Source organism: Streptosporangium sp. NPDC000509 (assembly GCF_042898365.1).
Taxonomy (GTDB): Bacteria; Actinomycetota; Actinomycetes; order Streptosporangiales; family Streptosporangiaceae; genus Streptosporangium.
The window spans coordinates 176062-200760 of sequence record NZ_JBIAYX010000019.1; the positions used below are offsets into that span (position 1 = coordinate 176062).

Consider the following 24699-nt stretch of genomic DNA (forward strand, 5'->3'; position numbering starts at 1 on the left):
CGCACCCCCGGCAAACCCCGGTGAGCCCGCACAGTCCCCGGACAGAGACGCCTGACCTTGCCGGTGCTGACCGTTGCGGGAGCGGACGAGGTCCTGACGGTGATCAGCGCGGCCGACCTGAACTAAGAAGGTACACAAACTCCGTCTCACGAAGTTCATGGCCTTAACATAGATCACAGACGACGCCCATGCCGAACTCCGTGGTGAGTGGAGTTCGCGGAGCACCCGACCTGGCGCCGTCCAGGCCCGGTTGGCGACCGTTCACGTCGAGGCGGGATATCTTGACGGGACGGCGTCCGTCCGCGCCGAACCTCCAGCGACCCGCCCCAGCCGGGTTACTCACGGAGGCAAAGGGAGGTCCACCTCTCGGCCGGAGCTTCGTTGTCGATCGCGCGTCCGCCGCACCGGTCGCTGGGGGATCTGCGGATGAGCCGCGCGGGAGATGACCATGACGAAGCAGCCCGACTTCAAACGGCGCGTGCGCGCTCGAATGGCCAAGACCGGCGAGTCGTACGCGGCCGCCCGCAGCCAGCTCCTCGCCGGGCGGCCGGCCGATGACCAGATGATCACGGCGTTGCATGTCAGCAACGGCGACACCACGGACCTGCCGGGAACCGGGCTCGCCCGGCGTGTGCTGTTCTGGCGCGACGTCCTGCACGATGGCCCAGTGCCCGCGGTGGGGATCGAGGAGCTCCGCCGTATCAGAGCCGCCTTCCTCATCGAGGCGGGCGCGGATGAGCGCGGTGAGGCCGCAGCGATGTTCGCCGAACGTGACCGCACCCTGGAAGCCAATCGAGACGGCGAGTACGTGCTGTGGTTCGAGGCCGACCTGTACGACCAGTTGCAGATCATCCAGATCCTCGCCCGCCTCGCCGACCTCGACGTGCCCGCGCAGCGCATCATCTTGATCTGCATCGGCGAACACCCCGGCATTGCCCGCTTCGGCGGCCTCGGCCAGCTGACCGCCGAACAGCTGCGCGAGCTGCCCGCGACAAAGGCGTGTGCCCGGCTGACCCCGGCCGCGCTGCGGCTCGCCACCCGCGCCTGGGCCGCTTTCCGCGCGCCGACGCCCGACGGCCTCGGCGCCATCGCCGCAAGCCGCTCGGCCGAGCTGCGGTTCCTTGGCGAGGCGTTCGACCGGCTCAGCCGGGAGTACCCGGCCACCCGCGACGGGCTGTCGCTGGCCGAACGACGGGTGCTCGCCGCTGTTGCCGACGGCGCGCCCGACGCCGGGACCGCGTTCGCCCGCGCGGCAGCGCGGGAAACACGCCCGTACCTCGGAGACATCTGGTACTTCGCGATGATCGACCGAATGGCTCGCGCACCGATCCCGCTCCTCAACGCCACGCAGGCGGGTCATCGAGTCGACCACGCCACCCGCCTGCGCCTGACCGACACCGGGGCACGGGTACTCGCAGGCGAGGCCGACCACGTCACGCTCAACGGCCTCGACCGCTGGATCGGCGGCGTCCACCTGCGCGGCCACTACACGCGCTGGCGCTGGGACGACGGGACTGAAGCCATCACCGGACTCGCCAAAGACGTCTGACGAGCGCACGAAACATCCTCGGCAGCAGGAAACGCCGCCGAAAGCCTCCCAGGTGATCACCGGCGGCCGGAAGCACCCCGTCGGTGGCGGCCACTGAGCGCCCCCCGGGGGTTGAGGAACCTGCGGACAGCCGTTGGCGGTACCCATGGGTAACTTGGCTGGATGCTTCGGCAGGTCATCCTGCGGTTGATCATTTCCGTTCAAGATCTGGATTTGTGGCGTGTTTCCGGTTGTTACCGGGCGCTAGGTGGTGTGCTTACGGTCGTCGGTCATGCCTGCGGAGTTTCTGTCTGATGAGCAGAGGTCGGTGTACGCGAGGTTCAGTGAGATGCCGTCGCTGCCGGACATGGAGAAGTTCTTCTTCCTCGACGCCTTCGACCGGGAAGTGATCGCGCGCTCGCGCCAGGATTCACATCGCCTTGGCGTAGCGGTCCAGGTCGGGACGGTCCAGTACAAGGGTTTGTTCTTGGAGGACCTCCTGGAGGTGCCGTGGCCGGTGGTGGATTACCTGTGCCGAACAGTTGAGCATCGAGGCCCCGTCGCAGGTGAAACGGTACGGGGAGCGGCCGAAGACGATTTATGAGCACGCGTGGATGATCCGGGATACCTACGGCTTTCACGACTTCGACGATCGAGAGTCGCGGGAGGGCCGGATGTTGTCGAAGTGGTTTTTGACGTTTGTGTTTTTGATTTTGAAAATTACTGAGCGCCTTTACAATGTAGATTTCTAGACGAGAGCCCGGACCCCCGATTCCTGGGGACGTACAGGTTTGGCGGGCGGCGCCCTGCCGTGGGGGTTCGCGCTCGTCGTGGTCCTGCTGGTGGTGGGCCGGTTCGTGCTCGCGCCGTATCTGACGGCGCCCGCGCGGCAGACGTGGGCCACGATCTTTGTAGCGATCTGTGTGCAGGCGCTGCCGTTTCTGATCTTCGGGGTGGCGCTGTCGGCGGCGATCACCGCGTTCGTCCCGGCGTCGTTCTGGACCAGGGCGCTGCCCCACTAACCTCGATGACCGCGTTCTCCCCCACCGCGAAGCTGGCCTTCCTGGTGGTCGGGCCGATGGTTGACCTGAAACTGATCGTGCTGCAGGCCGGCACATTCGACAGGGCCTTCGCGGTCAGGTTCGTCCCGGTGACCTTCGCCCTCGCCATCCTGGTGAGCACCCTCTTCAGGTGGCTGCTGCTTTGACGCCCCTCCCCCGCCCTGCCTCCCTCGCGCCCCGTGACGGCGGAAGAAATCCGCGCCCCTCGATGAATCGTGTGACCCAGAACCTCGTCCTGACCCTGCTGGGCTGCGCCGTGCTGCGGATCTCGGCGTTCTCCACGACCTACCTCAACTACGTCAAACCCGGCTTCCGGTCATTCCTGATCGGCGCCGGAGCGGTGCTGGTGATCCTCGGACTCATCGGACTGCTCCAGGCGTCCCGGACGAGGAGGACATCTGGCTCCCACCACTCCGGCCGGCGTCCTGGACTCGGCCCTGCCGTCAGTCACCGGCGCGGACATCGACTTCGGGATGCTCGGAGCCCGCGTCGCCCCCGCGACCGCCCAGCTGCCCTGCGACGCGCAGACCGGGGAGATCTCCACCGTCGTCTGGCACCGGCTGCGCCCCCTGCACCCCCAGCGGCTGTTCGACGCCGTCGACGAGCTGGTCACCGAGACCGCCCGCAGTCGCTGCCGGTTCCGGCCGGCCAGCCGGCACGAACGCTTGCTCGCCTGGGATGCCGTGGCGGGCGTCATCAGCGTCGAGGACGTCGGCCCCTGGCTGGTCACCCTGCCAGGAGTAGCGGGCGAGCATGGTCTGTACGGCTTGCTCGACGGCGTAGCGAGTGTCAGGGGCTGCAGGATCCCAGTCGGTCAGCAGCATGCGAGGCCACAGGACGAAGTTAGCGATCATGCCGAGGAACTGGTTGGCGGCGCTCTCGGCATCGGGAACGTCGGCGTTGCCGGCCTCGTGCTCGGATTCCAGGTAGTGCTGGACGGAGGCGAAGTAGGGCAGTTTGCCGAGCTGGAACTGCATCCTTCCCAGTTCGGGGAAACGGGGCAGTTCGGCGATGACGATGCGGAACAGGGCTGTCATGCCGGGCCGGCCAATCAGATCAGCGTAGCGGTGACCAATGGACGTCAGCCCGGAGCGCAGGTCCCCGGCCTGAGGTTGTACGACGGTGTCGCTGGCGTCACGTTGCCAGGACTCGGTGACGATGGCCTCGAAGAGAGCCGCCTTGGTGGGGAACTGCTTGAAAAGGGTGGACTTTGAGACTGCCGCCGCCTCGGCGATACGGGCGAGGGAGACGCCGTCGTAGCCGCGGTTCAGGAACAGCTCCGTGGCTGCGGAGATGATCGCCTCGCGCTTTTGTCGGGCGAGTCGGCGGTGGTGCGCGGAGAGCTCTGCTGCCATGTATACAGTATGCCCTGACATGCGAGGCGAGTCACTTGACTCGCCTCTTTTGGTCGGCATATGGTGCGAAAGAAAGGCGAGTCGAACGACTCGCCTCTAATCTGTGGCGCCTCCTGTCCTTCGGGTGCCATGTGATGAAGGAGTTCTTGATGGCAGTCGACAGGATCGCTCTGGTGACCGGCGCCAACCGTGGCCTGGGGCGGAGCGCCGCTCTCGCCCTCGCGAGGCGCGGGGTACGTGTCGTTGTCACCCATCGCGGTGATGCGGACGGCGCCGAGGAGACGGCGCAGCAGGTACAGGCCGCGGGCGGGGCTGCCGCTGTGCTGCGCCTCGACATCAGTGATGTCTCCTCTTTCGGAACCTTTGTTTCCGAGCTGAGCAAACTGCTGGAGCGCTACGGCGACGCTTCGCGGCTCGACATCGTGGTCAACAATGCAGGGGTTGGCGTCTTCGGCCCGCTGGAAGCTGTCACGCCCGACGACTTCGACACGGTGTTCGATACGAACGTCCGAGGCACGTTCTTCCTCATTCAGTCGCTTCTGCCGCTGCTGGCGCCAAGCGCCAGCATCATCAACGTCTCGTCGTCACTGACCCGGCACACCAGTCCCGCGACCTCGGTCTACTCCGCCTCCAAGGCCGCCGTTGAGATCTTGAGCCGCACGTTGGCCGCAGAGCTCGGCCCCCGCGGCATCCGGGTCAACTCCATCGCTCCAGGGCCGACCGCCACCGACTTCAACGGCGGAGCCATGCGGGACGATGCCGAGATGCGCCAGGGCCTTGCCCAGCAGACCGCGCTCGGCCGCGTCGGCGAACCCGAAGAGATCGGCGACGCCATCGCCGCGCTGGCCTCCGAGAGCCTGCGCTGGGTCACTGCCCAGCGTATCGAGGTCTCCGGCGGCGTACTCCTCTGACGATCAGGTGGGCGACGGCGGTCGATGTAGCGGGTGGTCCAAAGCACGATGGCATTGAGGACCAGGCCGAGTGCGCCGAGCTGGTCCTCCATCCCGTCGCGGTATGCCTGGTGGATGGTGCCGCGCTTGCCGTGGCACACGTCGCGGGCGAGCTTATGGCGGGATTCCTGCACGGTGAGCTGGCGGTTCATCTGCCGGCGGTATGTCGTCGACCGGGTCGACCACACGTAGCAGGTGTTCGGTCTTGGCGATCCGCCCGTACTCGGCGAACGCCGCCCCGAGCGGGTTCGGGCGCCCTTCGCCTCCGAACATGCGCAGCAGGTCGTAGGCGCGGACCTGGTTGGTTACCAGGACCTAGCCACCGAGGAAGACCGGCGCCGCGAACGCACCCGCGTCATCGAGATCGCCCAGACGTCACTCTCAGGCGGCCTGACGATCCGCCAAGCCGCCGAGAACCTGAAGGTGGAGACCTTCACCCTGAAGGCATGGCTGAAGGAAGCCGGCATCCAGATCAGCCCAGCCACAGCCGCACCGGTGACGGCGGGTGGGGTGGGGGCAAGGGAGCGTCATCCAGTGAGCGTGTTGAACGAGCTGACCCAGTAAAGCCGCCTTACCTGCGCAGCTCGCAGGGGGAGACACCGATCGTTATCTGGGGTTTTCAGCCTCTTCCCGCAGGTCAAAGCGAGATGATCTTTTCAGACAAGTAAGGCACGCTGCGGGCAGCCGCCGACGACGCGGATCAGGAGGTCACGGCGAGGGGGAGACCGGCCAGCAGGCGGTCGCGCAGGGCGTCGCCGCGGATGCCGAGCTCGGGGAGGTCGTCGGGGCCGGGGGCGCCGGTGACCAGCAGTTCGGGTACGAGGAGGCGGCTGAGCGGGACCTCGGGTGCCGGGTCGACCAGGGCGCCGATGGAGGCGGTGGACAGGTCGAGGTAGGCCGGCGCGAGGGTCCTGCCGTGGAGGGTGCCGGCGACCAGGTCAGGGCAGAACTCGTTCCAGAAGAGCGAGACGGTGGTGCGCAGGTCCCCATGGATCATCACCAGCTTGTCGGTCATGTCGCCGACGAAGGTCTCGGCCGTCACGTGGCCGCGTACGACCAGCTTCGCGTCACCGGCCAGGTAGATGTTCCGCGCCCGCAGGTTCCCGAGGACGATCAGAGCGGCGGCCCCGTCGTCCACATCGGTGATGTTCCCGTCGACGACCAGGTCGCCGTCCACGATGTACCCGGTTGCCGCCTCGGGCGTGCCCTCCCGCCACGGCGTCCGCTCGTGCTCGTCGAGGGGGAGTTCGCCGGTCACCGCTGCCGGCCCCGGAACCAGGATGTACTCCTCCTCGTACAGGTTCTCGTAGGTCTCCTTCGGCAGCCCGCGCTGCTCGAACAGGTCCACCGCATCGTCCCAGGCGAGGTAATTCGATCGCATGCGCGCGACCATAGCAATGAAACGCAGTCGTGCCGTCTCGAAACCGACGTTGGATGTGGCACGTACATTGCTGCGGCCGCCCCAACGATCGAGAGGTGAATCGCTCCAGGTCTGATGGAGGCTCTGGTCTCCACTGACCCCGGAGCGCTTCAGTTGCTTGATCGAGGCTGTCGTTGGGTGGCCGCCCTCCTAATCCGAGTTCAAAGACGTGTTGCAACGCGGATCAGGTCAGCAACTGCACGAAGGCGGCTGTGCGGCGGCCAGGCGATCACCGTTGTCACGGGCGGAGCGTCCAGGACTGGCACGGCGGCGAGGTCCCGGCGCAGGTCGGCGCTGGCTGACTCGGGAATGACCACAGTGGTACGGCCGAGCGCGATCAGCTGGAAGAGCTGTGTCAGGTTCCGTACCTCTGCGCCCGGCCCTTCTGGGTAGCTGCCGCCGGGACCGGGCCAGCGGGCTATCGGGAGCTTTGGCAGTGTGGTGACGTCGGCCATCCGGACCTGGGAGCGGCTGGCGAGCGGGTGTGAGGCCGGCAGGACCGCGACCTGTCCCTCGGTGTACAGGGTTTCGGTGTCGAGCCCGGCTGCTGAGTCGAAGGGCAGGTGCAGCAGAGCCACGTCGGCTTGCCCGTCCTGCAGCAGTTGCCGGTGCTGGTGTGCCTCGCAGAGCAGCAGATCGACGGTGGCTGCGCCGGGTTCCGCAGCGTAGGTGTCGAGCAGTTTCGTCAGCAGTTCGCCAGCGGTGCCGGATTTGACGGCGAGGACGAGGCTGGGGTGTGCTGCCGCGGCCCGTTGGGTACGCCGCTCAGCTGCGGTCACTGCGCTGAGGATCGCGCGCCCTTCGGCCAGCAGCACGCCTCCGGCCTCGGTGAGTGTGACCTTGCGGCTGTTGCGTTCCAGCAGTGCGATTCCGAGCCGCCGTTCGAGCTGGATGATCGTGCGGGACAGGGGTGGCTGGGCTATCCCGAGGCGCTGGGCAGCCTTGCCGAAGTGCAGTTCCTCGGCGACGGCGACGAAGTACCGCAGCTCGCGTATTTCCATGAGCCCAGGCTAATGACGGCAGACGCCAGATCGATATCGCTCGGGTATTGCTGCACTACCGAGATGGTGTTGGTGCCCGGCTGCAGCGCGGGCATGCTCGTTGTCATGAGCGAGAAGGCGATCGCGCTGGTCACTGGCGCGAACAAGGGAATCGGATATGAGATCGCGGCCGGGCTGGGTGCGCGCGGCTGGAGTGTCGGTGTCGGCGCCCGGGACGAGCAGCGCCGGGAGGACGCCGTGGCCAAGTTGCGCGCGGTTGGTGCCGACGCATTCGGCGTACCCCTGGACGTGACCGACGGCGAAAGCGTGACCGCCGCAGTCCAACTGATCGAGGAGCGGGCAGGACGGCTCGACGTACTGGTCAACAACGCCGGCGTTGCCGGCGGCCGGCCGGAGGAACCCACGACCATCGACCTCGAGACCGTGCGGCGACTGGTGGAGACCAACGTCATCGGCGTCATCAGGGTCACCAACGCGATGCTGCCGTTGCTGCGCCGCTCGAAGCACCCGCGGATCGTCAACCAGTCCAGCCACGTCGGCTCTCTGACACTGCAGACCGCGCCCGGCGTCGACCTCGGGGGGATCAGCGGGGCCTACGCGCCGACGAAAACCTACCTCAACGCCGTCACCATCCAGTACGCCAAGGAGCTGAGCGGCACCAACATCCTGATCAACAACGCCTGCCCCGGTTACGTGGCCACCGACCTCAACGGATTCAGCGGGACCCAGACCCCCGAGCAGGGCGCGGCGATCGCCATCCGGCTGGCGACCCTGCCCGACGACGGCCCGACCGGCCAGCTGTTCGACGACAACGGGGTCGTACCCTGGTGACCTAACCTTCGGATGCGTTCCTCATCGATCAGACCACGGCCGCCCCTCAACCCCACGTACACCCCGCGAAGATCGCTGTCGTTGAGCTCTGCTCCGCAGCCTTGGCCGGGTATTCGGTCCACTGCCGGATGGCTGACTCGGGTGCGAAGCGGGTCTTCGGCTCGGCGCGGGCGTTGTGCCAGCGGATGTAGGCGGCGATAGCGGCGTTCTGCTCGTCGTGCGTGCAGTGGTCTGTGCCGTTTAGTGCGAAGTAGCGCAGCGCGGCGAACTCGGACTCGTCCAGTTCATCCAGGAGCCGTAGGTAGGCACGGGCTGCGGACCTGTCGCAGCGATCAGTGACCTCGTTCCCGGCCGAGGAAGCACGACAGGAGTCGCCTGAAGTCGTGCGGGTGCTCGAGCGCCGGCACGTGCCCGCATCGGCCGAACACATGCAGACGGACATCGGCCAGGTGTTCGAGCAGGGGCAGGGCTGCCGTCTCGAGCGGGGTGACTCGGTCCTCGGCGCCGTGGACGAGCAACACGGGCGCGCGGATCCCTGCCAGCGTCTGCGCCGAGAGGGTGAGATCGTCGGCCCAACGTGCCCGAGGCGGAGGGAACAACGACGCGAATGCGGCCGCCCCCTCTCGCATCGCGGCCGCACGGGCGGCGACGGCCGACTCGGTCACGAGCGCTTGGTCGAGGACGAGGCGACTCAACATGTCTCGTGCCCCGAGCAGGCCGGCGGGGGCGGCCCAGAGCGCGTCGAGGTCGGCCGACAGCGGCGCCCCGGGGGCGCCCATCGTCGAGACCGCCACGACACGGGTGACCTGCCGGGGACGCGCGGCCGCCAACGCCAGCGCCACGGCGCCGCCCATGGAGTGGCCCACCACGGCGTAGTGCTCGACACCGAGAGCATCCATCAGGCCCGCGGCCTGCTCCGTCCACAGCCGGAGCCCACCCCTGGAGCCCGCCGGCATCGGGGTACGGCCGAACCCCGCCTGGTCAGGAGCCACCAGGCGCCAGGACGTGCCCAGCGCCTGGGCCGTCGTCGCCCAGGCTCCGGATCCGGTCGTACCGGGTCCGGAGCCGTGCAGCATCAGCACCGCGGGCCCGGTGCCGCTCTCCAGGACGTGGACGGGAGAGCCGTCGACGGCGACAGTCCGAAGTGCCGTCACCGAGACCGGCCAGGTGTGCTCATGCGGATGCGGAGTTGACGGACTTCGAGAAGACGTCCATCATCGCCCGGCCGAACTGCGGCATGTCGGGCCAGCCGCGGCAGGAGACGAGGTTGCCGTCCACGACGTCGGGAGCGTCGATGACCGTCGCGCCCGCGTTCTCCATGTCACCGGTGATGGGAGGGAAACACGCCGTCTTTCGCCCCTTCAGCAGCCCGTACACGGCCGGCACCTGCGCGCCGTGGCACACCAGCGCGATCGGGAGGTTACGCGCGAAGAAGTGCTCGGTGATGCGCCTGACGTCGGCGTCGACCCGGATCCACTCGGGAGCACGTCCCCCGGGAATGATGAGGGCGTCATAGCGCTCGACGTCGACGTCGGCCCAGGGCACGTCGACCGGCAGCTTTCGGCCGTTCTTCTCCACGTAGGCGTCGGAGTTGGGGTCGAACTCGTGGATGACCAGCTGAACGTCACGCATGGTGCGTGACGAGACGTCAACGTCCCAGCCCCCCTCCTGCACACGGTAGTAGGGATACATGGTGTCGAGCTCCTCGGCGGCGTCGCCGGTCAGGAGCAGCGCTCTGGGCACCTGCTTCTCCTCGCATCTGGGCGGGTGAGATGGATCCAATCCGATCCGATCCGATCCGCTCCGGTTGGGTTAGCATTCCTCGGCCCGGCCCGCCCGTCAAGCCTTTGCCGCCATTCCGTCCGCATCCTGGGCCTCGTCGAACAATCGCCGGAACCGCTCGCCGGGCAGCAGGATGTGCCGACGCATGGCGTAGGCGGCGGCGTCGGGGTCACGCGCGGCGATCGCGGCCAGAACCTCTTCGTGGTCACCGGCCGTCACATCAACATACGCAATAGCCGAGTTTCGGGAAGTCCTCCAGCTGTCCGAGCGGCGTGTCGTACACCTCGTCGGCAAGCCGGCCGCGAGATCTTCCCGGCGGCGTTCCACCCGTCATGGCCCCGCGGCGCCGCGCGATCACCGCTTCGTCGTCCATCGTGACGTGAGGTCCCTTCTAGCGTCTTCGCGAACCTGTTGACATCGGTCGTAACGCTGCTGGATGGCGACGACCACTCGGATCGTATAGGAAAGGTGACGGATGCTAGTCATCCTGCACCATCGCGGAACCGCCCGCCAGCGCCCTACTTCGACCACCTGAAGCTCCCCTGAGCATGCTCGACGTCCTGCTCGGTTCGCCACCGGGCCACACAAGGACCGAAGGACTTCTCGACTGACTGAAGGACCCAGTACGGCGTGGCGTACTCGTGAGGCCGGTCTGCGGGGCGGCGCCCGCGACAGCCCGGCAATTCGACCAAGGGTCACCGTCATCTTCCTCCCCTCCCTTCGAAGGATGGGTCACGTGCGGCACCTACCGATGTTTCGTCGATGATCATGAGAATGTCGTGCATAAATCCGCGATAGTGGTGCGCTCCAGCGTCAGCGCGGCGGGAGCGGCGATCCACCGCCCCCACCGCGTGAACGGGTCAAGCGTCAGCGCGGTGGGAGCGGCGATCCGCCGCCCCCACCGCGTGAAGGGGTCAGCGCCGGTTGAGGTTCTGCATCCACTCCCGCAGCTCGCGCGCCTGCCGCGCGAGCTCGGAACGCGCCGCAGCGTCGCCGGAGGCCTTGTCGTTCGCCAGGGCGACGATCGAGTTCAGCGCCGGGATGGCGGTGGTGTAGTTGTTTGCCAGGTAGCTGTCCCGCGCGATGTCCAGGGCGGCATCGGCGGCGTCCGCGGCGGCCTCGGTCAGCAGCCCGGCCGCTCGGTCAGCCTCGATCAGCAGGCTGGTCTCGCGGTAGGACGAGCAGTTGGCGCCCTTGCGGTCGGCGGTCGTCTCGATCCCGCCGAGGATGATCCGCATGAACGAGTCGTCGTAGTAATGCGTCCGGAAGTGGCCGAGGATGTTCGAGAACGCCTTGCCACCGCCCCAGTTCTGGCACCACGCGATCGGATGGTCTCCGTTCATCAGCCGCAGCGGGTTGGTGGCCGCGTTGCCGCTGTTGAGGCTGCGCTGGTAGCTGTCCTCGTTGAGACTCAGCAGCGTGTGCACGTCGGCCCGCATGTTGCGGTCGAAGTTGTAGAGCTCGTCGACCGTCATCCACCGGGCAGGGAGATGCGCGGTCGCCGGGTGCGTGTGGTCCTCGGTCACCACCTCGGCGTGGATGCAGCTGCCACACTGGCCGAACCCGTTCTGGCCGTTCGGATGGTTGGTGAAGAACCCACCGACGAGGTTGCCGTACCACGGCCAGGTGCGGGTCTCGAACGAGTCGGCGGCGCCGTGGATGCCGACATAGCCGCCGCCCTGGTTCATGTAGGCCTCGAAGTTCGGCTGCTCGGTGCTCGAATCGAGCGGGCCCGGGTGCCCGACGTTGGACTCGAAGACGATCGTGTCGTACTGCTTGAGCGTGTCGAGGCTCAGGAACGGGCTCTTGGGCAGCGTGACGGTCGGGAGTTGCGGGTCGTAGACGTCGACGTTGAAGTTGCGCTCGATGCCGAGCTTCTGGATCGCGGCCACGGTGTGCGGGATGTGGTCGTGCCGGAAGCCCGTCGTCTTGGAGAAGACCAGGACGTTGTAGTCGGCGTCCGGGTTGTGCGGGAGCGGGGCGAGCACCGGGTCCGGGATGAACTTCGGGCCCTCCGCGGGCTCAGACTCGAGGCCCGTCGCGGGCTCCGGCGCGAGCCGGCCGTTGAGCTGGTCGATCAGGTAACGCGCATCGCCCACGAGTGTGCTGCGGGCCGAGCCGGGCCTGATCCCGCCGTTGGCGATCGAGACGAACTCGTTCAGGACCTGGCTCGCGCGCTTGGCCGAACCGGCGTCGGCGAGCGCCTTCGCCTGGTCGAGCTTTGCTTGGAGCGCCGCGCCGACCTCCGCCGGGACGCTGCCGGCGGTCACGAACCGGGTGATCAGCGTGCCGACGTCCGCGAACGATGTCGTCACGATGAACGTCTGCGTGTACTTCGCGCTGTTGGAAGCAGCGTCAGAGAGGTGCACCGCGAGCGTGTGCACGCCGAGCGACAGGTCGGAGGTCTGCACCGGCAACGGCGGGACCAGCTTGCCGTCGAGGTACATGTTCAGCACAGCCACTCCGCCCGAGCCGGGGGCGGGGTCCGTGCGCGTCGGGATAAGTGTGGCGACGTGACCGACGTGACCGTCGGTGATCGCCGGGTACGATGCAGCCGGCGCGCGCGTGTCGATCCGGACCGAGATCGAGCGGAACGCCGCGACGTTTCCGGACGTGTCGACCGCGCGGTACCGGACGCTGGTGTTGCCCTCCTGCGTGATCACCGCCGACGCCGTGGCCGACGCCGGCGCCCCCTCGACGGGCACGTCGATGTAGGCGGCGCCGCCGTTGAGCGAGTACTGGAACTTTGCGATGCCGACGTCGTCGGTCGCCGACATGTTCAGCGTCACCGAGCCGCGGTACCAGTTGTTCTGGCCGGTCGGCGCAGAGGGCGACAGCGTCGCCACGTTGATCGTCGGCGGTGTCGTTTCATCTGCCCACGACGGTGCCGCGGGGATGAGTGCGGCCGCCGTCACGCAGGCAGCCACTGCCAATGTGCGAAATCTTCTCCGCATGAGTGTCTTCTCTCTTGCCGCTATACGGGCGGGTTCGCTAGGTGCCGATGCCCGTGCCGACGAACTCGGCCCAGTTGAGGTTGAACAGGTTGCCGCCCGTGGCGCCACCCGTGACCGAGCGGAACACCAGGAACAGCTCATGCGTCCCGGACATCGAGACCGGGAACGTCTGGCTCGTCCAGGTTCCCGTCCCGCCGGTGGACACGAGGTTGGCCGTCGTCAGGATCGGCCCGGTGATCGAGCCCTGACGGACCTCAATTGCCGCCAGCGGCGACCCGGGCGTGCGGCCGGTCGCCGCGTCCGCCACGCGGAACGTGATCGAATCGATGTTGGTCAGGTTGAATGGGCCGTTGAACTGGAGCCAGTCGCCCGAGCCCAGGCTGCCGCGGTGCACGCCGGCGCCGCCGTCGGTGTTGGTCGCCGTGTTGGTGCCGGACTGGTTGACGACGAACTCCACCTCCTGGTGCTTCTGGCGGATCTGGTGCTGGCCGGTCGTGGTCAGCTGCGGGACGCCGCCCGGACCGCCGTGGTCGGTGTAGCGCGCCTGGATTACGCCGGAGACGTTGCCGCCGTGTGAGACGTCGTCGGCGATCGTGTGGAGCACGCCCGAGCAGCCGTTGACGGACTCCTCGGCGTGGCCGTGCTCGTCGTGGGCGAGCACGAACGTCACCTGCACCTCGGAGCAATTCACCGTCCCGTCCTCGGGGTCGGTGACCGTGACCGAGAACGGGATGTCGTCGCCGAACGCGAACGTCCCGCCCTCCACCGGCGTATTGACGACCACCGTCGGGCTCGTGTTGCCCACGGTGATCACGGTGCTGGTCGAGGTTTGCTTGCCGGACGAGTCGAGCACGGTCAGCACGGCCGTGTAGCGGCCGGACCGCGTGTAGGTGTGTGCCGGGTTCGGGTTGGTCTCGATCGCCGAGCCGTCGCCGAAGTTCCACTCGTAGCGGATCGAGTCGCCGGGATCCTCATCCAGCGAGCCGGCGCTGGAGAAGTTCACGGTCAGCGGCGTTGAGCCATCGGTGCGGTCCGTGGTGAGCACGGCCTTCGGCGCGCGCTTGCCCTTGACGTACTCCCACTTGTACATGCCCGCGTCGGGGCTGATGACGTTGAACCCGTTGCCGTAGGTCAGCAGGTAGAACGCGCCGTCAGAACCGAACTGCAAGTCCATCGGGTTGTCGCACTCGAACCGGAACCTGCCTGCCCCGGCGTTCGCACGGCTGCCGCAGTCCAGGAAGTTGTTGATCTTCTGGACATGGTTGTTCTGCTTGTCGAGCTTGACCTCGCGCAGCGTGTCCTGCGTCCACTCGCTGATGATCACCGAGTCGTCGTAGTACGGCGGGAACTTGTTAGGGTTCGGGTTCTTCGCGTCGTAGTGGTACTTCGTGACCCCGTGCGGACCGACGCCGCCGGTGTAGAGCTCGGGGAACAGCCGCGGGCATTCGGTCGTCGAGCCGGGCGCGATCGGGCCCGGGGTCGGCGCGTAGTAGGCCTCGCACGGGGTACCGAGCGGCGTGTTCGTGTTGTTGTCGCGGTAGGAGTACCAGATGTCCGGGTCGGTGACCGGCGGGACGTCCCTCAGGCCCGGCTCGACCGTCGGACCGCCCTCAATGTTCCACAGCGAGTCGTTGCGCTGCGTCGGCCCGTCGCAGTCGAACTTCTGAGGCGGGTTGTTCAGCGGCGTGCCCGCGGTGGTGGTGCCGGGCGCGAACTCGTGGAAGTTCCACTCGTAGTACGCGAGGTCGCGCTTGTAGCACGTCGGCCAGCCGTAGTTGGACGGCTTGCGCACGATCTGGTAGCGGCCGGTGCCCGACGGGCCGCGCGAGCGCTGCGGTGTCTGGGCGTCGGGCGAGTAGTCGCCGATGTAGGCCACGTCGTTCTCGTCGACCTGGATCCGGAACGGGTTGCGGAGACCCATCGCGTAGACCTCCGGCCGCGTCTTGTCCTGCGGCGCGCCCGCGACCAGCGGGAACAGGTTGCCCGACGGGATCGAGTAGGCGCCCGCACCGGAGCCGAAGTCGACCTTGTTGGCGTCGGCGGCGGAGATGTTGCCGTCCTTGACCTTGATCCGCAGCACCTTGCCGCGCAGGTCGTTGGTGTTCAGCGCGCTGCGGCGCGCGTCACCGGTGAGCCGCTGATACCAGCCGCCCGCCTGCGCCGTGTCGGTGGCGATCGCCGGCGTGGCGGTGCCGGTCAGGCCGGCGCCGTCGGCGGTGATCTGCGGCTGGTCGGACTGCTGCTTGCCGCGGCGGAAGAACACGTTGACGTTCGACGTGTTGACCGGGCCGCCGCTGGTCTGGATCTCATCCGCCTCGATGTTCGAGAGCGCCTCGAGCGCCGCGTCGATCGCATTGCGATCCGCGTTCCACGCGATCGGCTCCGTCGTCTGGCCCTCGAAGGTCAGCGTGAACGTGCCGCCCGTCGCGTTGGTGACGCGCACGGTCTGCTGCTCGTCGGTCTTCTGCGAGTTGTACGGCCCGTAGCCGCCGGCGTTGATGCCGCCCGCGGGCGTGTCATCGCCGGTGACCATCCAGAGGTTGCCGTGCTTGTCGAAGTCGATGTCGCCCCCGACGTGGCAGCACTCCTGGCGGTTGACCGGCACGCGCATGATCTGCTGCTCGGAGCCCATGTCGAGGTGCGCCGGCGTGCTGTCGGTGGCGTCGACGAACTTGAAGCGGCTGAGCTGGAAGTAGCCCACGTACGGATCCCACGCGGTCTTGGACGCCGCCACGTTCGGCGGGGTGGTGTTCGGCGTGATCTGGGTGACGACCGATCCGTCGCTCAGCTTGACGTCGGTGACCTCTTTCCCCGAGTAGTAGAGGTAGACCCACTTGTTGGTCGCGAAGTCGGCGTCGACCGCCGGCCCATAGAGCCCGTCCTCGCCCGCGGAGTAGATCTGCTGCGTCATCGGCAGGCTCGGATCGGCGAAGTTGGCGACGACCGTGGTGACGCCCGTGGTCGAGTCGTGCATGCGCAGCGAGCCGAGGCGGTCCGTCTGCAGAACGCGGCCGTCCGGCAGCTGGTCGAAGCCGATCGGCTCCTGCAGGTTCGGCGGCGAGCCGATCTTCGTCTGCTGGTAGTTGGCCAGCACGGTCGCGCCGCAATCGCTGTAGACCGGGTCGGCCTGGCCCGCGGCCCAGCCGATCGCACCCTTGAGGTGCTTGGTGAGGTCGGCGTCGAAGCTCGCGGCCGTGTTGCCCAGGCCGGTGTAGAACGAGCGGCCGCCCTGGAAGTCCTTACACCACGAGACCGGGTGATCGGCGCCCATCGTGCCCCCGGCGATCCCGTCGAGGTTGGCGCCCTGCGGCTGCGGCCCGAACGGGTCCTCGACGACGGTGGCGAGGACGTGTGACAGACCGCGGACGTTCTTCGTGAAGTTGTACCAGTTGTCGGTCCGCGACCAGAACTGCGGCAGATTCTTGCTCGCGTCGTGGACGCGGTCGGCGACCTTCACGTCACCCGCTTGCACGTCGGTCCTGCCGGACGCACGCGTCCCCAGGACGTCAGTCAGGAACGACCAGGACTCGTCGGTCTCGACCGCCGAGCCGACGCCGACGAAGCCGCCGCCCTTGCGGAAGTAGCTCTCGAAGTTCGCGCGTTGCGCGTCCGTGAGCGGGCTCGCGAGACCCGTGTCCAAGAACACGACCGCGCGGTACTGCTCCAGCTTCTTCTCCGTGAAATGGTCGCCCACGTCAGCGGGCCCGGGCGCCACAACCGTGAAATCACCGGTTTTGGCCGCATTCCGGATCGCGGCCAGGCCGGCCGACGACACCGCGTTCTGGGTGCTGCGCACCACGAGCACCTTGAAAGCGGGCTTAGCCGCCGTGGCGGCCTCGGCGCTCACCGGCATCGTGAGGAGCGTGACGAAAGGGGCGATGAGGGCTAAGGCCATCGTGGTCGCGGTGCGACGTCTCGGACGTTGTCCATTTTCTGGCAGGACTGCGTCGAGCAGCCTGGCCCACGTTCGATGACGTGGTGACATGAGAAACCCTTCCTGACCGGGGGGATGTCAGGCAAGGCGCGCGCCGCCGCGCTTATGCCACTTGGCGGTAGCGGATATTGCGGTTGCTGGAGGGTGCCATCTCCAGGTCTGTGGGGCCGTCAGTAAGGTGCCGGCCTGGGTAAATCCATGATCGTGGTCGGGTCGTCGATGATGTGGTTGATCACCATGCTCGCCGCGCCGCGGGAGGCGGCGCCGAAGCCGAGCGCGGAGGCGACGAATCGGCACTGGGCGGCTGGACCGGCTACCACGAGCCGTTGCAGCCGGTCTTGTGCGTGTGGCAGCAGCCACTGGGCCAGCGAGGTGAAATAGCCTCCGATGACGATCACTCGTGGGTTGAACAGGTTGGCCGGGATCGAGTCACCGAGACCGGCCAGGTGTGCTCATGCGGATGCGGAGTTGACGGACTTCGAGAAGACGTCCATCATCGCCCGGCCGAACTGCGGCATGTCGGGCCAGCCGCGGCAGGAGACGAGGTTGCCGTCCACGACGTCGGGAGCGTCGATGACCGTCGCGCCCGCGTTCTCCATGTCACCGGTGATGGGAGGGAAACACGCCGTCTTTCGCCCCTTCAGCAGCCCGTACACGGCCGGCACCTGCGCGCCGTGGCACACCAGCGCGATCGGGAGGTTACGCGCGAAGAAGTGCTCGGTGATGCGCCTGACGTCGGCGTCGACCCGGATCCACTCGGGAGCACGTCCCCCGGGAATGATGAGGGCGTCATAGCGCTCGACGTCGACGTCGGCCCAGGGCACGTCGACCGGCAGCTTTCGGCCGTTCTTCTCCACGTAGGCGTCGGAGTTGGGGTCGAACTCGTGGATGACCAGCTGAACGTCACGCATGGTGCGTGACGAGACGTCAACGTCCCAGCCCCCCTCCTGCACACGGTAGTAGGGATACATGGTGTCGAGCTCCTCGGCGGCGTCGCCGGTCAGGAGCAGCGCTCTGGGCACCTGCTTCTCCTCGCATCTGGGCGGGTGAGATGGATCCAATCCGATCCGATCCGATCCGCTCCGGTTGGGTTAGCATTCCTCGGCCCGGCCCGCCCGTCAAGCCTTTGCCGCCATTCCGTCCGCATCCTGGGCCTCGTCGAACAATCGCCGGAACCGCTCGCCGGACAGCAGGATGTGCCGACGCATGGCGTAGGCGGCGGCGTCGGGATCACGCGCGGCGATCGCGGCCAGAACCTCTTCGTGCTCGGCCATGGCCAGGTGAGTGACCTGGGTGTCGTGCAGAAGCCGGAACAGGTGCACGTGCGTGTGCAGGCGAGCGAGCGCTTCGCGGATGACCTGGTTCTCCGCGCTCAGGGCGATGAGATCGTGAAAAGCGGCGTCGCGTAGCCCGAAGGCGCCATAGGCCATGGCCCCGTCGCCCCCCTCCAGCTCCGCCATCTCCTCCAGCATTCGCCGCAGACCGTCCACCTGCTTCAAGGATGCGCGTTCGGCGGATCTGCGCGCCGCCGCCGGCTCGAGGAGCAGGCGGACCTCAACCATGTCCTCGAATCGGTCACGGGTGATCTGGGGGGGAATGCGATAACCGGCATGGGGCACACGCACGACCAGGCCCTCGGCCTCCATGCGGTTCAGAGCGTCTCGGATCGGTGTCTGCGAGACCCCGAGCTCTCGCGCCAGGGCATCGATCGTGACGCGGGAGCCGGGCTCGATCCGTAGCGACATCAGCTGTCCGAGCAGCGTGTCGTACACCTCGTCGGCAAGCCGGCCGCGAGATCTTCCCGGCGGCGTTCCGCCTCTCATGGCCCCACGGCGCCGCGCGATCACCGCTTCGTCGTCCATCGTGACGTGAGGTCCTTTCTTGCGCCTTCGGGAACCTGTTGACATCGGTCGCAACGCTACGGGATATTGACGCCCCCACCCGGATCGTATAGGAAAGGTGACGGATGCCAGCCATCCTTCACCAATCGGGGAACCGCCCGCCATCGCTCCGCTTCGATCAGTTGGAGCTCCCATGAGCATGCTCGACGTCCTACTCGATTCGCCATCGGGCCCACAAGGACCGAAGGACCTCTCGACTGCCTGAAGCCCATCACGTCGCGGCGTACTCGTGACGCCGGTCCGCGGGTCAGCCCCTGCGACAGCCGGCAACACGCCCGAACAACCCAGCAACTGCTCGGCGAAGCACACAGCAGGGCTCCAGAAGTTCCCACCCCCCAGAAAGCAGGCAAGAGGATGCGGTATCCCAAGCGGATAGGACGACTGTCCGTTCCCACTCGAAAGGTGCGGCTGGCGACGATGGCCATGGTGATGGCCACGACCATGGCGGCTTGCGGTGGCCAGGACGACGGCGCGGCGAGCGCCCCCAAGGCGCCGGCGGACATCCCGGAGCTCACCAAGGACCCGCTGACCCTCAGCTTCATCTGGTTCGAGTGGCCCCCCGCCAAAGCCCTGGAAGACTTCGCGAACGCGGAGTACACCAAGGAGCGGTCGAACGTGACCATCAAGGTCAACACCGTGCCGAACGCGAACTGGCACGACGCGATGTTCACCCAGTTCGCAGCGAACAAGACCGACTTCGACATCCCGATCCTGGACTCGCAGCACATCGGCGAGGCCGTGACGAACGGCAACATCCTCGACATCACCGACTTCGTCAAGAAGAACATCGACGTCAACGCCTACAACCCGTACCTCCTGGCGGCCTACGGCCAGTACCCCCAGGCGGAGACCGGGCAGCGCGACGAGAACGCCAGCCTGTACGGCCTGCCGCTGCTCGGCGACACCTGGACGATGATCTACCGCAAGGACCTGATCGGCGACAAGCCGCCGCAGACCTGGGACGAGATGATCGCAGCCGCCGAGAAGTGCCAGGCGGACAACCCCGGCGTCAGCGGGCTGGCCTTCCACCAGGCCAACGGCTCCGACGCCGCGGCCGTGACCTACAACACGGTCAACGGCGTCTACGGCGGCAAACTCTGGGACTCCAAGGCGCGCAAGATCGAGGGCGTCATCAACGACGCCGCGGGCCAGGAGGCGATGGACGTCCTGGTCAACAAGATGAAGCCGCTGACCGCCGCGGGCTCCGGCAACTGGTTCATCGACGAGGTGAACGCGGCGGTCGCCCAGGGCAAGGCATGCATCGCGTTCAACTGGATCGCCGCGAGCGGCGGCCTGCTCGACCCGAAGGAGTCGACGCTCGGCACCACGCGGGAGGAGATCCTCGAGAAGCTGGGCTTTGCCACCCTGCCGAAGCAGAAGACGGACCTGGTGCCGCTCGGCGGCATGGGGATGCACGTGTCGGCCTACTCCTCCGCGGAGAAGCAGGCGGAGGCCCTGAACTTCATGAAGTGGTTCGAGCAGGCTGACATCCAGAAGAAGTGGGCGGCCGCCGGTGGTGTGCCCGCGCGTACGGACGCCCTGGCCTCGCCCGAGTTCCTCAATGCCGGGCCGTTCAACCAGGTGTACGCCGACTCGGTCACCCGGATGCGGGACATGTGGAACGTGCCCGAGTACGCGCGCCTCATCGACATCGAGAACACCAACGTGAACGCGGCTCTCAACGGCGCGAAGAACCCGAAGGACGCGCTCAACGACATCGCCAAGGAACAGCAGGGCGTGCTCGACTCCGCCGGCCGCAAGGGTGGCGGCGGACTGTGAGTGACCCCGTCTCTCTGACGACGGACCACCCGGTGCAGGAGGCGTCCGTGACGCCTCCTGCACCGGGGCGGTCCCGCCACCTGAGCGACCGCTGGCTCACGGTGGCCTTCATCTCCCCCGCGTTGCTGCTGTTGCTCGCGATGTCGGTTTTCCCGCTGCTGTGGGCGTTGTACCTGTCGTTCACCGACTACTCGGCCACCCGCGGGGGGTCCGCCACCTTCGTCTGGTTCGAGAACTTCACCGCCATCCTGACGTCGGCGCAGGTCCACCTGAGGGCCTTCACGACGTTGATCTACGTGGTCGGCGCGGTCACCCTGCAGACCGTGCTCGGTTTCTCCATCGCGTACCTGATCTCACGGCGCACGCACGGGCGAGGAGTGCTGACCACGCTGTTCCTGGTTCCGATGATGCTGTCGCCGGTCGTGGTCGGGCTGTTCTGGCGATTCATGCTCGACGCGCAGTTCGGCGTGATCAACAGCATGCTCGGCTCGCTCGGCCTGGGGCAGGTGGAGTGGCTCACCCGGCAGAACACGGCATTGATCTCCCTGATCGTGGTCGACACCTGGCAGTGGACGCCGTTCATCATGCTCATCGCACTCGCGGGCCTCACCGCGGTCCCCAAATACCTGTACGAGGCCGCCTCGATCGACCGGGCGTCCGAGTGGTTCCGGTTCCGCACCATCACTCTTCCGCTGGTGTGGCCGCTGCTCCTCATCGCCGTGCTGTTCAGGGCCATCGAGGCCTTCCGGCTGTTCGACCTCGTCTACATCCTCACCAGCGGAGGTCCGGGGGTCTCCACCGAGACGTTGTCGTTCCACGTCTACAAGGTCGCTTTCCTGGGCTTCAACACCGGAACCGCCTCGGCGTACGGGATCCTCATGGTCCTCGTCGTCATCGTCCTCGCGCAGCTCTACATGCGCTACCTGAACAAGCTCAAGGAGGACTGATGGCCGTCTCCGTCGACGAGGCCGTGTCCCCAGGTCCTGTCCAGGATCACCGGCCCCCAGGGCGCCGCTTCGGCGGCCGGGGACGCGCCGTGCTGGAGGTCGCGCTGCTGGCCGTGCTGGCCACCGTGATGCTCTTCCCGGTGCTGTGGATGATCGAGACGTCCATCAAGGAGAACCGGGACGTCTACGCCATCCCGGCCAAGTTCTTCAACTTCACGGTCACGTTGGACCATTTCAAGGACGTGTTCGTCGCCTCCGGTGGCGGTCCCTCGACCTTGTCCGGCGCGTTCCTCAACTCCGTCGTGGTCGCCGGGGTCTCCACGGTGCTGGCCACCGTGCTGGGGGTCCCGGCGGCCTGGGCCTACTCACGATTCGCCGTGAAGGCCAAGAAGGACCAGCTGTTCTTCATCCTGTCCACCCGGTTCATGCCGCCCGTGGTGGTCGTGATCCCGATCTTCCTCATGTACCGCCAAGTCGGACTCTTCGACACCAAGCTCGGCCTGATCCTCATCTACACCGCGTTCAACGTCCCGTTCACGATCTGGATGATGAAGGGGTTCGTCGACGAGGTGCCCGCGGAGTACGAGGATGCCGCCATGCTCGACGGTTACACCCGCCTGCAGGCGTTCTGGAAATTCACCCTTCCCCTGCTCCTGCCCGGCATCGCCGCGACGGCGGTCTTCGCCCTCATCTTCTCGTGGAACGAGTTCGTGTTCGCCATCTTCCTCACCTCCAGCGACGCCGTGCGGACGGCCCCACCCGCCATCGCCGGCCTCATCGGCGGAACCACTGTGGACTGGGGTCTCGTGGCCGCCGCCTCCATAGTGTTCGCCCTACCGGTGCTCGTCTTCGCCTACCTGGTGCGCAAGCACCTCGTCGCCGGTGTGACGCTCGGGGCGGTGCGACGCTGATGGCGGGCATCGAGGTGACCGCGCTGCACAAGCGCTACCCGGACGGGACGGTCGCGGTCGAGCACGTGGACCTGTCCATCGCCGACGGCGAGCTGTTCGTGATGCTCGGCCCTTCGGGCTGCGGCAAGACGACCACGCTGCGGGCCGTCGCCGGCCTGGAGAGGCAGACGACAGGCGACATCCGCATCGGCGACACGCTGGTCAACGACCTGCCGCCCGCCGAGCGCGACATCGCCATGGTGTTCCAGTTCTACGCTCTCTACCCCCATCTGAGAACCCGCGACAACCTGGCGTTCCCCCTGCGGGCCGAGGGACTGCCCAAGCAGGAGGTGCAGGAGCGGGTCGACGAGGCCGCCCGGCTGATGCGGCTCGGTCCGCTCATGGACCGGCGACCGCACCGGCTGTCCGGCGGGGAGCAGCAGCGCGTCGCGCTCGCTCGCGCCCTGGTGCGACGACCGCGCGCGTTCCTCATGGACGAACCCCTCACCAACCTGGACGCGGAGCTGAGGGCGGACATGCGCACGGAGATCAAGCACCTCCAAGGGGAGCTGGGGACGACGATGGTCTACGTCACCCACGACCAGGTCGAGGCGATGTCGCTCGGTCACAGAATCGCCATCCTCAACAAGGGCCGCGTCGAGCAGGTCGGCACGCCGCTGGAGGTCTACGACCGTCCGGCGAGTCTCTTCTGCGCCGCGTTCATCGGCTCCCCGCCGATGAACCTGATCGAGGTGGAGCTGGCCGACGGGCAACTGCGCAGTAAGAGCGGACTGGCTCTCACGCCACCGCCGAACCTGCCGCGCGACCGTTCCCTGATCGCGGGCGTCCGGCCGGAGGCGCTGGAAGTCACGGAACCGGGGGCGGAACGTTCGGTCCCGGCCCGCGTGGTCTCGGCGGAGTGGCTGGGCGACGAGATCATCTACGTGGTCGACCACGGCGACCGGCGCGACGCACGGGTTCGAATGCCACTGACCGTCCGTTTCGCCGCCGACGCGCCGGTCGGGCTGCGGCACACCGGCGGGCCCCCGCCCGTCTACGACGCGAGCACGGAAGAGCTGGTGGCCTGATGGGAACCGTGGCAGTGCACGGGCTGTCCAAGTCCTTCGGTAAAGTCCAGGCCCTCGACGGGGTGACGCTGGACGTGCCGGACGGCTCGTTCTTCGTCGTGCTGGGGCCCTCCGGGGCAGGCAAGACGACGACCCTGCGAGCGATCGCCGGCCTTGAGAAGCTCGACGCCGGGTCGGTGCACCTGGACGGGAGAGACGCGACCGGTGACACCCCGGCCGCACGCGACCTGGCCATGGTCTTCCAGAGCTACGCCCTCTACCCGCGACTCACGGCGTACGAGAACATCGCCTCACCACTGCGGGCACGTCGCTGCTCTTCCAGCGAGATCGCCGCCGCCGTCGAGAAGATGTCGAGTCTGCTGCACATCGAACGCCTGCTGCAGCGTCGTCCCGCGCAGATGTCGGGCGGTGAGATGCAGCGTGTCGCCCTGGCCCGGGCACTGGTCCGTCGCCCGCGCGCGTTCCTCATGGACGAGCCGCTGACCAACCTCGACCTCAAGCTCCGCGTCGAGATGCGCACCGAGCTCACCCGCATCCACCGGAGCCTCGGGGGAACCTTCGTCTACGTGACCAACGACCAGGTCGAGGCCCTGTCCATGGCCGACCAGGTCGCGGTCCTCAAGGAGGGGAAGGTGCAACAGGTCGGAACGCCGGCCGAGGTGTACGAGCGTCCGGCCAACCAGTGGGTCGCGGGCTTCGTCGGGAGCCCGGCGATCAGCCTGCTCGCCTGCCACGCCGAGGGAGATCGTCTGGTCGGGGCGGAAGGCTGGACGCTGCCGCGGCCCCGCTGGACCACGGCTGAGGACGGTCGTCCGCTGCTGCTGGGCCTGCGCGCGGAGGACCTGTCCGTCGAACAGCGTGGGAGCGCGTCGTTGCCGGGTGAGCTCTACGGCCTTGAGCCGCTCGGTGACCGGACGGTGGTCGACGTCCGGGTGGGGACGGAGATGCTCAAAATCAAGGCACGACCCACCGTCACCGGTACGCCGGGCGAGCGGCTGCTTGTCACGGTCGATCTGGACCGTGCGCACCTGTTCGACGCGGACACCGGGCTGGCGCTGTCCGAGGCCGGGAGGTAACCGCGCGGGGCGACGACGTCGACATGCGCCCCTACGAGGCGATCGAGCCTCGGCGGACCGTCACCGATGAGCACGGCCTGACGACGCCGAAGCAGCCATGGCCCGAGAAGGCGATCGGTGGCGCGGGGCGTCGCCCCGCGGCCAGGGCCGAGGCCACGTTCGACCCGCTCGGCGACCTCGGCCCCGACGAGGTCGTGTGACC

The 24699-nt window shown here is 67.4% G+C and carries 23 protein-coding genes and 4 pseudogenes; 14 read left to right on the top strand and 13 right to left on the bottom strand.

What is annotated here, in order from left to right; all coding sequences use genetic code 11:
• Positions 1-448 precede the first annotated feature (448 nt).
• From ACFY3D_RS31655 to ACFY3D_RS31675, 5 genes and pseudogenes are all read left to right on the top strand, one after another.
• Positions 449-1549, top strand: coding sequence for a hypothetical protein (locus tag ACFY3D_RS31655; RefSeq protein ID WP_389986205.1), 1101 nt, complete (start codon positions 449-451; stop codon positions 1547-1549).
• A 328-nt stretch (positions 1550-1877) separates the two neighbouring features.
• A pseudogene (locus tag ACFY3D_RS31660) lies at positions 1878-2280 on the top strand (DUF4158 domain-containing protein).
• Between the two features lie 39 nt (positions 2281-2319).
• Positions 2320-2550: a hypothetical protein gene (locus ACFY3D_RS31665; protein ID WP_389986208.1), complete on the top strand. Its 231-nt coding sequence runs from the start codon at positions 2320-2322 to the stop codon at positions 2548-2550.
• A gap of 5 nt (positions 2551-2555) precedes the next feature.
• Positions 2556-2735 carry a hypothetical protein gene (locus tag ACFY3D_RS31670; protein ID WP_389986210.1) on the top strand — a complete coding sequence of 60 codons (180 nt, stop codon included), beginning with the start codon at positions 2556-2558 and terminating at the stop codon, positions 2733-2735.
• A gap of 327 nt (positions 2736-3062) precedes the next feature.
• Positions 3063-3254 (top strand): annotated as a pseudogene (locus ACFY3D_RS31675) (hypothetical protein); the annotation flags it as partial.
• A 132-nt stretch (positions 3255-3386) separates the two neighbouring features.
• Here ACFY3D_RS31675 and ACFY3D_RS31680 read toward each other — a convergent pair.
• Positions 3387-4004, bottom strand: a pseudogene (locus ACFY3D_RS31680) (TetR/AcrR family transcriptional regulator); the annotation flags it as partial.
• Positions 4005-4093: 89 nt separating this feature from the next.
• Here ACFY3D_RS31680 and ACFY3D_RS31685 point away from each other — a divergent pair.
• Positions 4094-4855 carry an SDR family NAD(P)-dependent oxidoreductase gene (locus ACFY3D_RS31685; RefSeq protein ID WP_389986213.1) on the top strand — a complete coding sequence of 254 codons (762 nt, stop codon included), beginning with the start codon at positions 4094-4096 and terminating at the stop codon, positions 4853-4855.
• 26 nt (positions 4856-4881) lie between these two features.
• Here the strand turns inward: ACFY3D_RS31685 and ACFY3D_RS31690 are convergent.
• Positions 4882-5206 (bottom strand): annotated as a pseudogene (locus ACFY3D_RS31690) (Tn3 family transposase); the annotation flags it as partial.
• Here ACFY3D_RS31690 and ACFY3D_RS31695 point away from each other — a divergent pair.
• Positions 5090-5458, top strand: a complete 369-nt coding sequence (locus ACFY3D_RS31695) for a hypothetical protein (protein WP_389986216.1) — start codon at positions 5090-5092, stop codon at positions 5456-5458. The pseudogene ACFY3D_RS31690 and the gene ACFY3D_RS31695 overlap by 117 nt on opposite strands.
• Before the next feature lie 136 nt (positions 5459-5594).
• Here ACFY3D_RS31695 and ACFY3D_RS31700 read toward each other — a convergent pair whose 3' ends face one another.
• Positions 5595-6275, bottom strand: a complete 681-nt coding sequence (locus ACFY3D_RS31700) for a polymer-forming cytoskeletal protein (protein ID WP_389986219.1) — start codon at positions 6273-6275, stop codon at positions 5595-5597.
• 200 nt (positions 6276-6475) lie between these two features.
• Positions 6476-7315, bottom strand: coding sequence for a LysR family transcriptional regulator (locus tag ACFY3D_RS31705; RefSeq protein WP_389986222.1), 840 nt, complete (start codon positions 7313-7315; stop codon positions 6476-6478).
• 105 nt (positions 7316-7420) lie between these two features.
• On the opposite strand from ACFY3D_RS31705, the gene ACFY3D_RS31710 reads away from it, so the two are divergent.
• Positions 7421-8146: an SDR family oxidoreductase gene (locus ACFY3D_RS31710; protein ID WP_389986225.1), complete on the top strand. Its 726-nt coding sequence runs from the start codon at positions 7421-7423 to the stop codon at positions 8144-8146.
• A gap of 332 nt (positions 8147-8478) precedes the next feature.
• Here the strand turns inward: ACFY3D_RS31710 and ACFY3D_RS31715 are convergent, their stop codons facing one another.
• The 9 genes from ACFY3D_RS31715 to ACFY3D_RS31755 form a co-directional block, all read right to left on the bottom strand.
• A complete protein-coding gene (locus tag ACFY3D_RS31715; RefSeq protein ID WP_389986228.1) occupies positions 8479-9300 on the bottom strand; it encodes an alpha/beta fold hydrolase in 822 nt (273 codons plus the stop codon).
• 19 nt (positions 9301-9319) lie between these two features.
• Positions 9320-9889: a DJ-1/PfpI family protein gene (locus ACFY3D_RS31720; protein ID WP_389986230.1), complete on the bottom strand. Its 570-nt coding sequence runs from the start codon at positions 9887-9889 to the stop codon at positions 9320-9322.
• Between the two features lie 96 nt (positions 9890-9985).
• Positions 9986-10147, bottom strand: coding sequence for an FCD domain-containing protein (locus tag ACFY3D_RS31725; RefSeq protein ID WP_389986233.1), 162 nt, complete (start codon positions 10145-10147; stop codon positions 9986-9988).
• Between the two features lies 1 nt (position 10148).
• Complete coding sequence (locus tag ACFY3D_RS31730) at positions 10149-10301, bottom strand: hypothetical protein (protein WP_389986236.1); 153 nt, start codon at positions 10299-10301, stop codon at positions 10149-10151.
• A gap of 541 nt (positions 10302-10842) precedes the next feature.
• Entirely contained in the window at positions 10843-12855 is a 2013-nt protein-coding gene (locus tag ACFY3D_RS31735) for a ThuA domain-containing protein (RefSeq protein WP_389986283.1), read from the bottom strand.
• Positions 12856-12919: 64 nt separating this feature from the next.
• The gene (locus tag ACFY3D_RS31740) at positions 12920-16777 is read right to left on the bottom strand and encodes a ThuA domain-containing protein (protein WP_389986239.1); all 3858 of its coding nucleotides are present in this window, start codon (positions 16775-16777) and stop codon (positions 12920-12922) included.
• 209 nt (positions 16778-16986) lie between these two features.
• Positions 16987-17214: a hypothetical protein gene (locus ACFY3D_RS31745; RefSeq protein WP_389986242.1), complete on the bottom strand. Its 228-nt coding sequence runs from the start codon at positions 17212-17214 to the stop codon at positions 16987-16989.
• A 54-nt stretch (positions 17215-17268) separates the two neighbouring features.
• Positions 17269-17838: a DJ-1/PfpI family protein gene (locus tag ACFY3D_RS31750; RefSeq protein WP_389986230.1), complete on the bottom strand. Its 570-nt coding sequence runs from the start codon at positions 17836-17838 to the stop codon at positions 17269-17271.
• A gap of 96 nt (positions 17839-17934) precedes the next feature.
• Positions 17935-18678, bottom strand: coding sequence for a GntR family transcriptional regulator (locus tag ACFY3D_RS31755; protein ID WP_389986245.1), 744 nt, complete (start codon positions 18676-18678; stop codon positions 17935-17937).
• A gap of 393 nt (positions 18679-19071) precedes the next feature.
• Between ACFY3D_RS31755 and ACFY3D_RS31760 the strand changes: the two genes are divergently transcribed.
• From ACFY3D_RS31760 to ACFY3D_RS31785, 6 genes are read left to right on the top strand one after another with little or no spacing between them, the layout of a single operon-like run.
• Positions 19072-20496: an extracellular solute-binding protein gene (locus ACFY3D_RS31760; protein ID WP_389986248.1), complete on the top strand. Its 1425-nt coding sequence runs from the start codon at positions 19072-19074 to the stop codon at positions 20494-20496.
• A gap of 47 nt (positions 20497-20543) precedes the next feature.
• Complete coding sequence (locus ACFY3D_RS31765; RefSeq protein ID WP_389986251.1) at positions 20544-21443, top strand: carbohydrate ABC transporter permease; 900 nt, start codon at positions 20544-20546, stop codon at positions 21441-21443.
• Positions 21443-22354: a carbohydrate ABC transporter permease gene (locus tag ACFY3D_RS31770; protein ID WP_350949952.1), complete on the top strand. Its 912-nt coding sequence runs from the start codon at positions 21443-21445 to the stop codon at positions 22352-22354. The genes ACFY3D_RS31765 and ACFY3D_RS31770 overlap by 1 nt, the downstream gene beginning before the upstream one ends.
• Positions 22354-23421 carry an ABC transporter ATP-binding protein gene (locus tag ACFY3D_RS31775; RefSeq protein WP_389986254.1) on the top strand — a complete coding sequence of 356 codons (1068 nt, stop codon included), beginning with the start codon at positions 22354-22356 and terminating at the stop codon, positions 23419-23421. The genes ACFY3D_RS31770 and ACFY3D_RS31775 overlap by 1 nt, the downstream gene beginning before the upstream one ends.
• Positions 23421-24497, top strand: coding sequence for an ABC transporter ATP-binding protein (locus ACFY3D_RS31780; protein ID WP_362906227.1), 1077 nt, complete (start codon positions 23421-23423; stop codon positions 24495-24497). Before ACFY3D_RS31775 ends, ACFY3D_RS31780 begins: the two co-directional genes overlap by 1 nt.
• A 23-nt stretch (positions 24498-24520) precedes the next feature.
• On the top strand, positions 24521-24697 hold the full coding sequence (locus tag ACFY3D_RS31785; RefSeq protein WP_389986258.1) for a hypothetical protein: 177 nt from the start codon (positions 24521-24523) through the stop codon (positions 24695-24697).
• Positions 24698-24699: the final 2 nt, after the last annotated feature.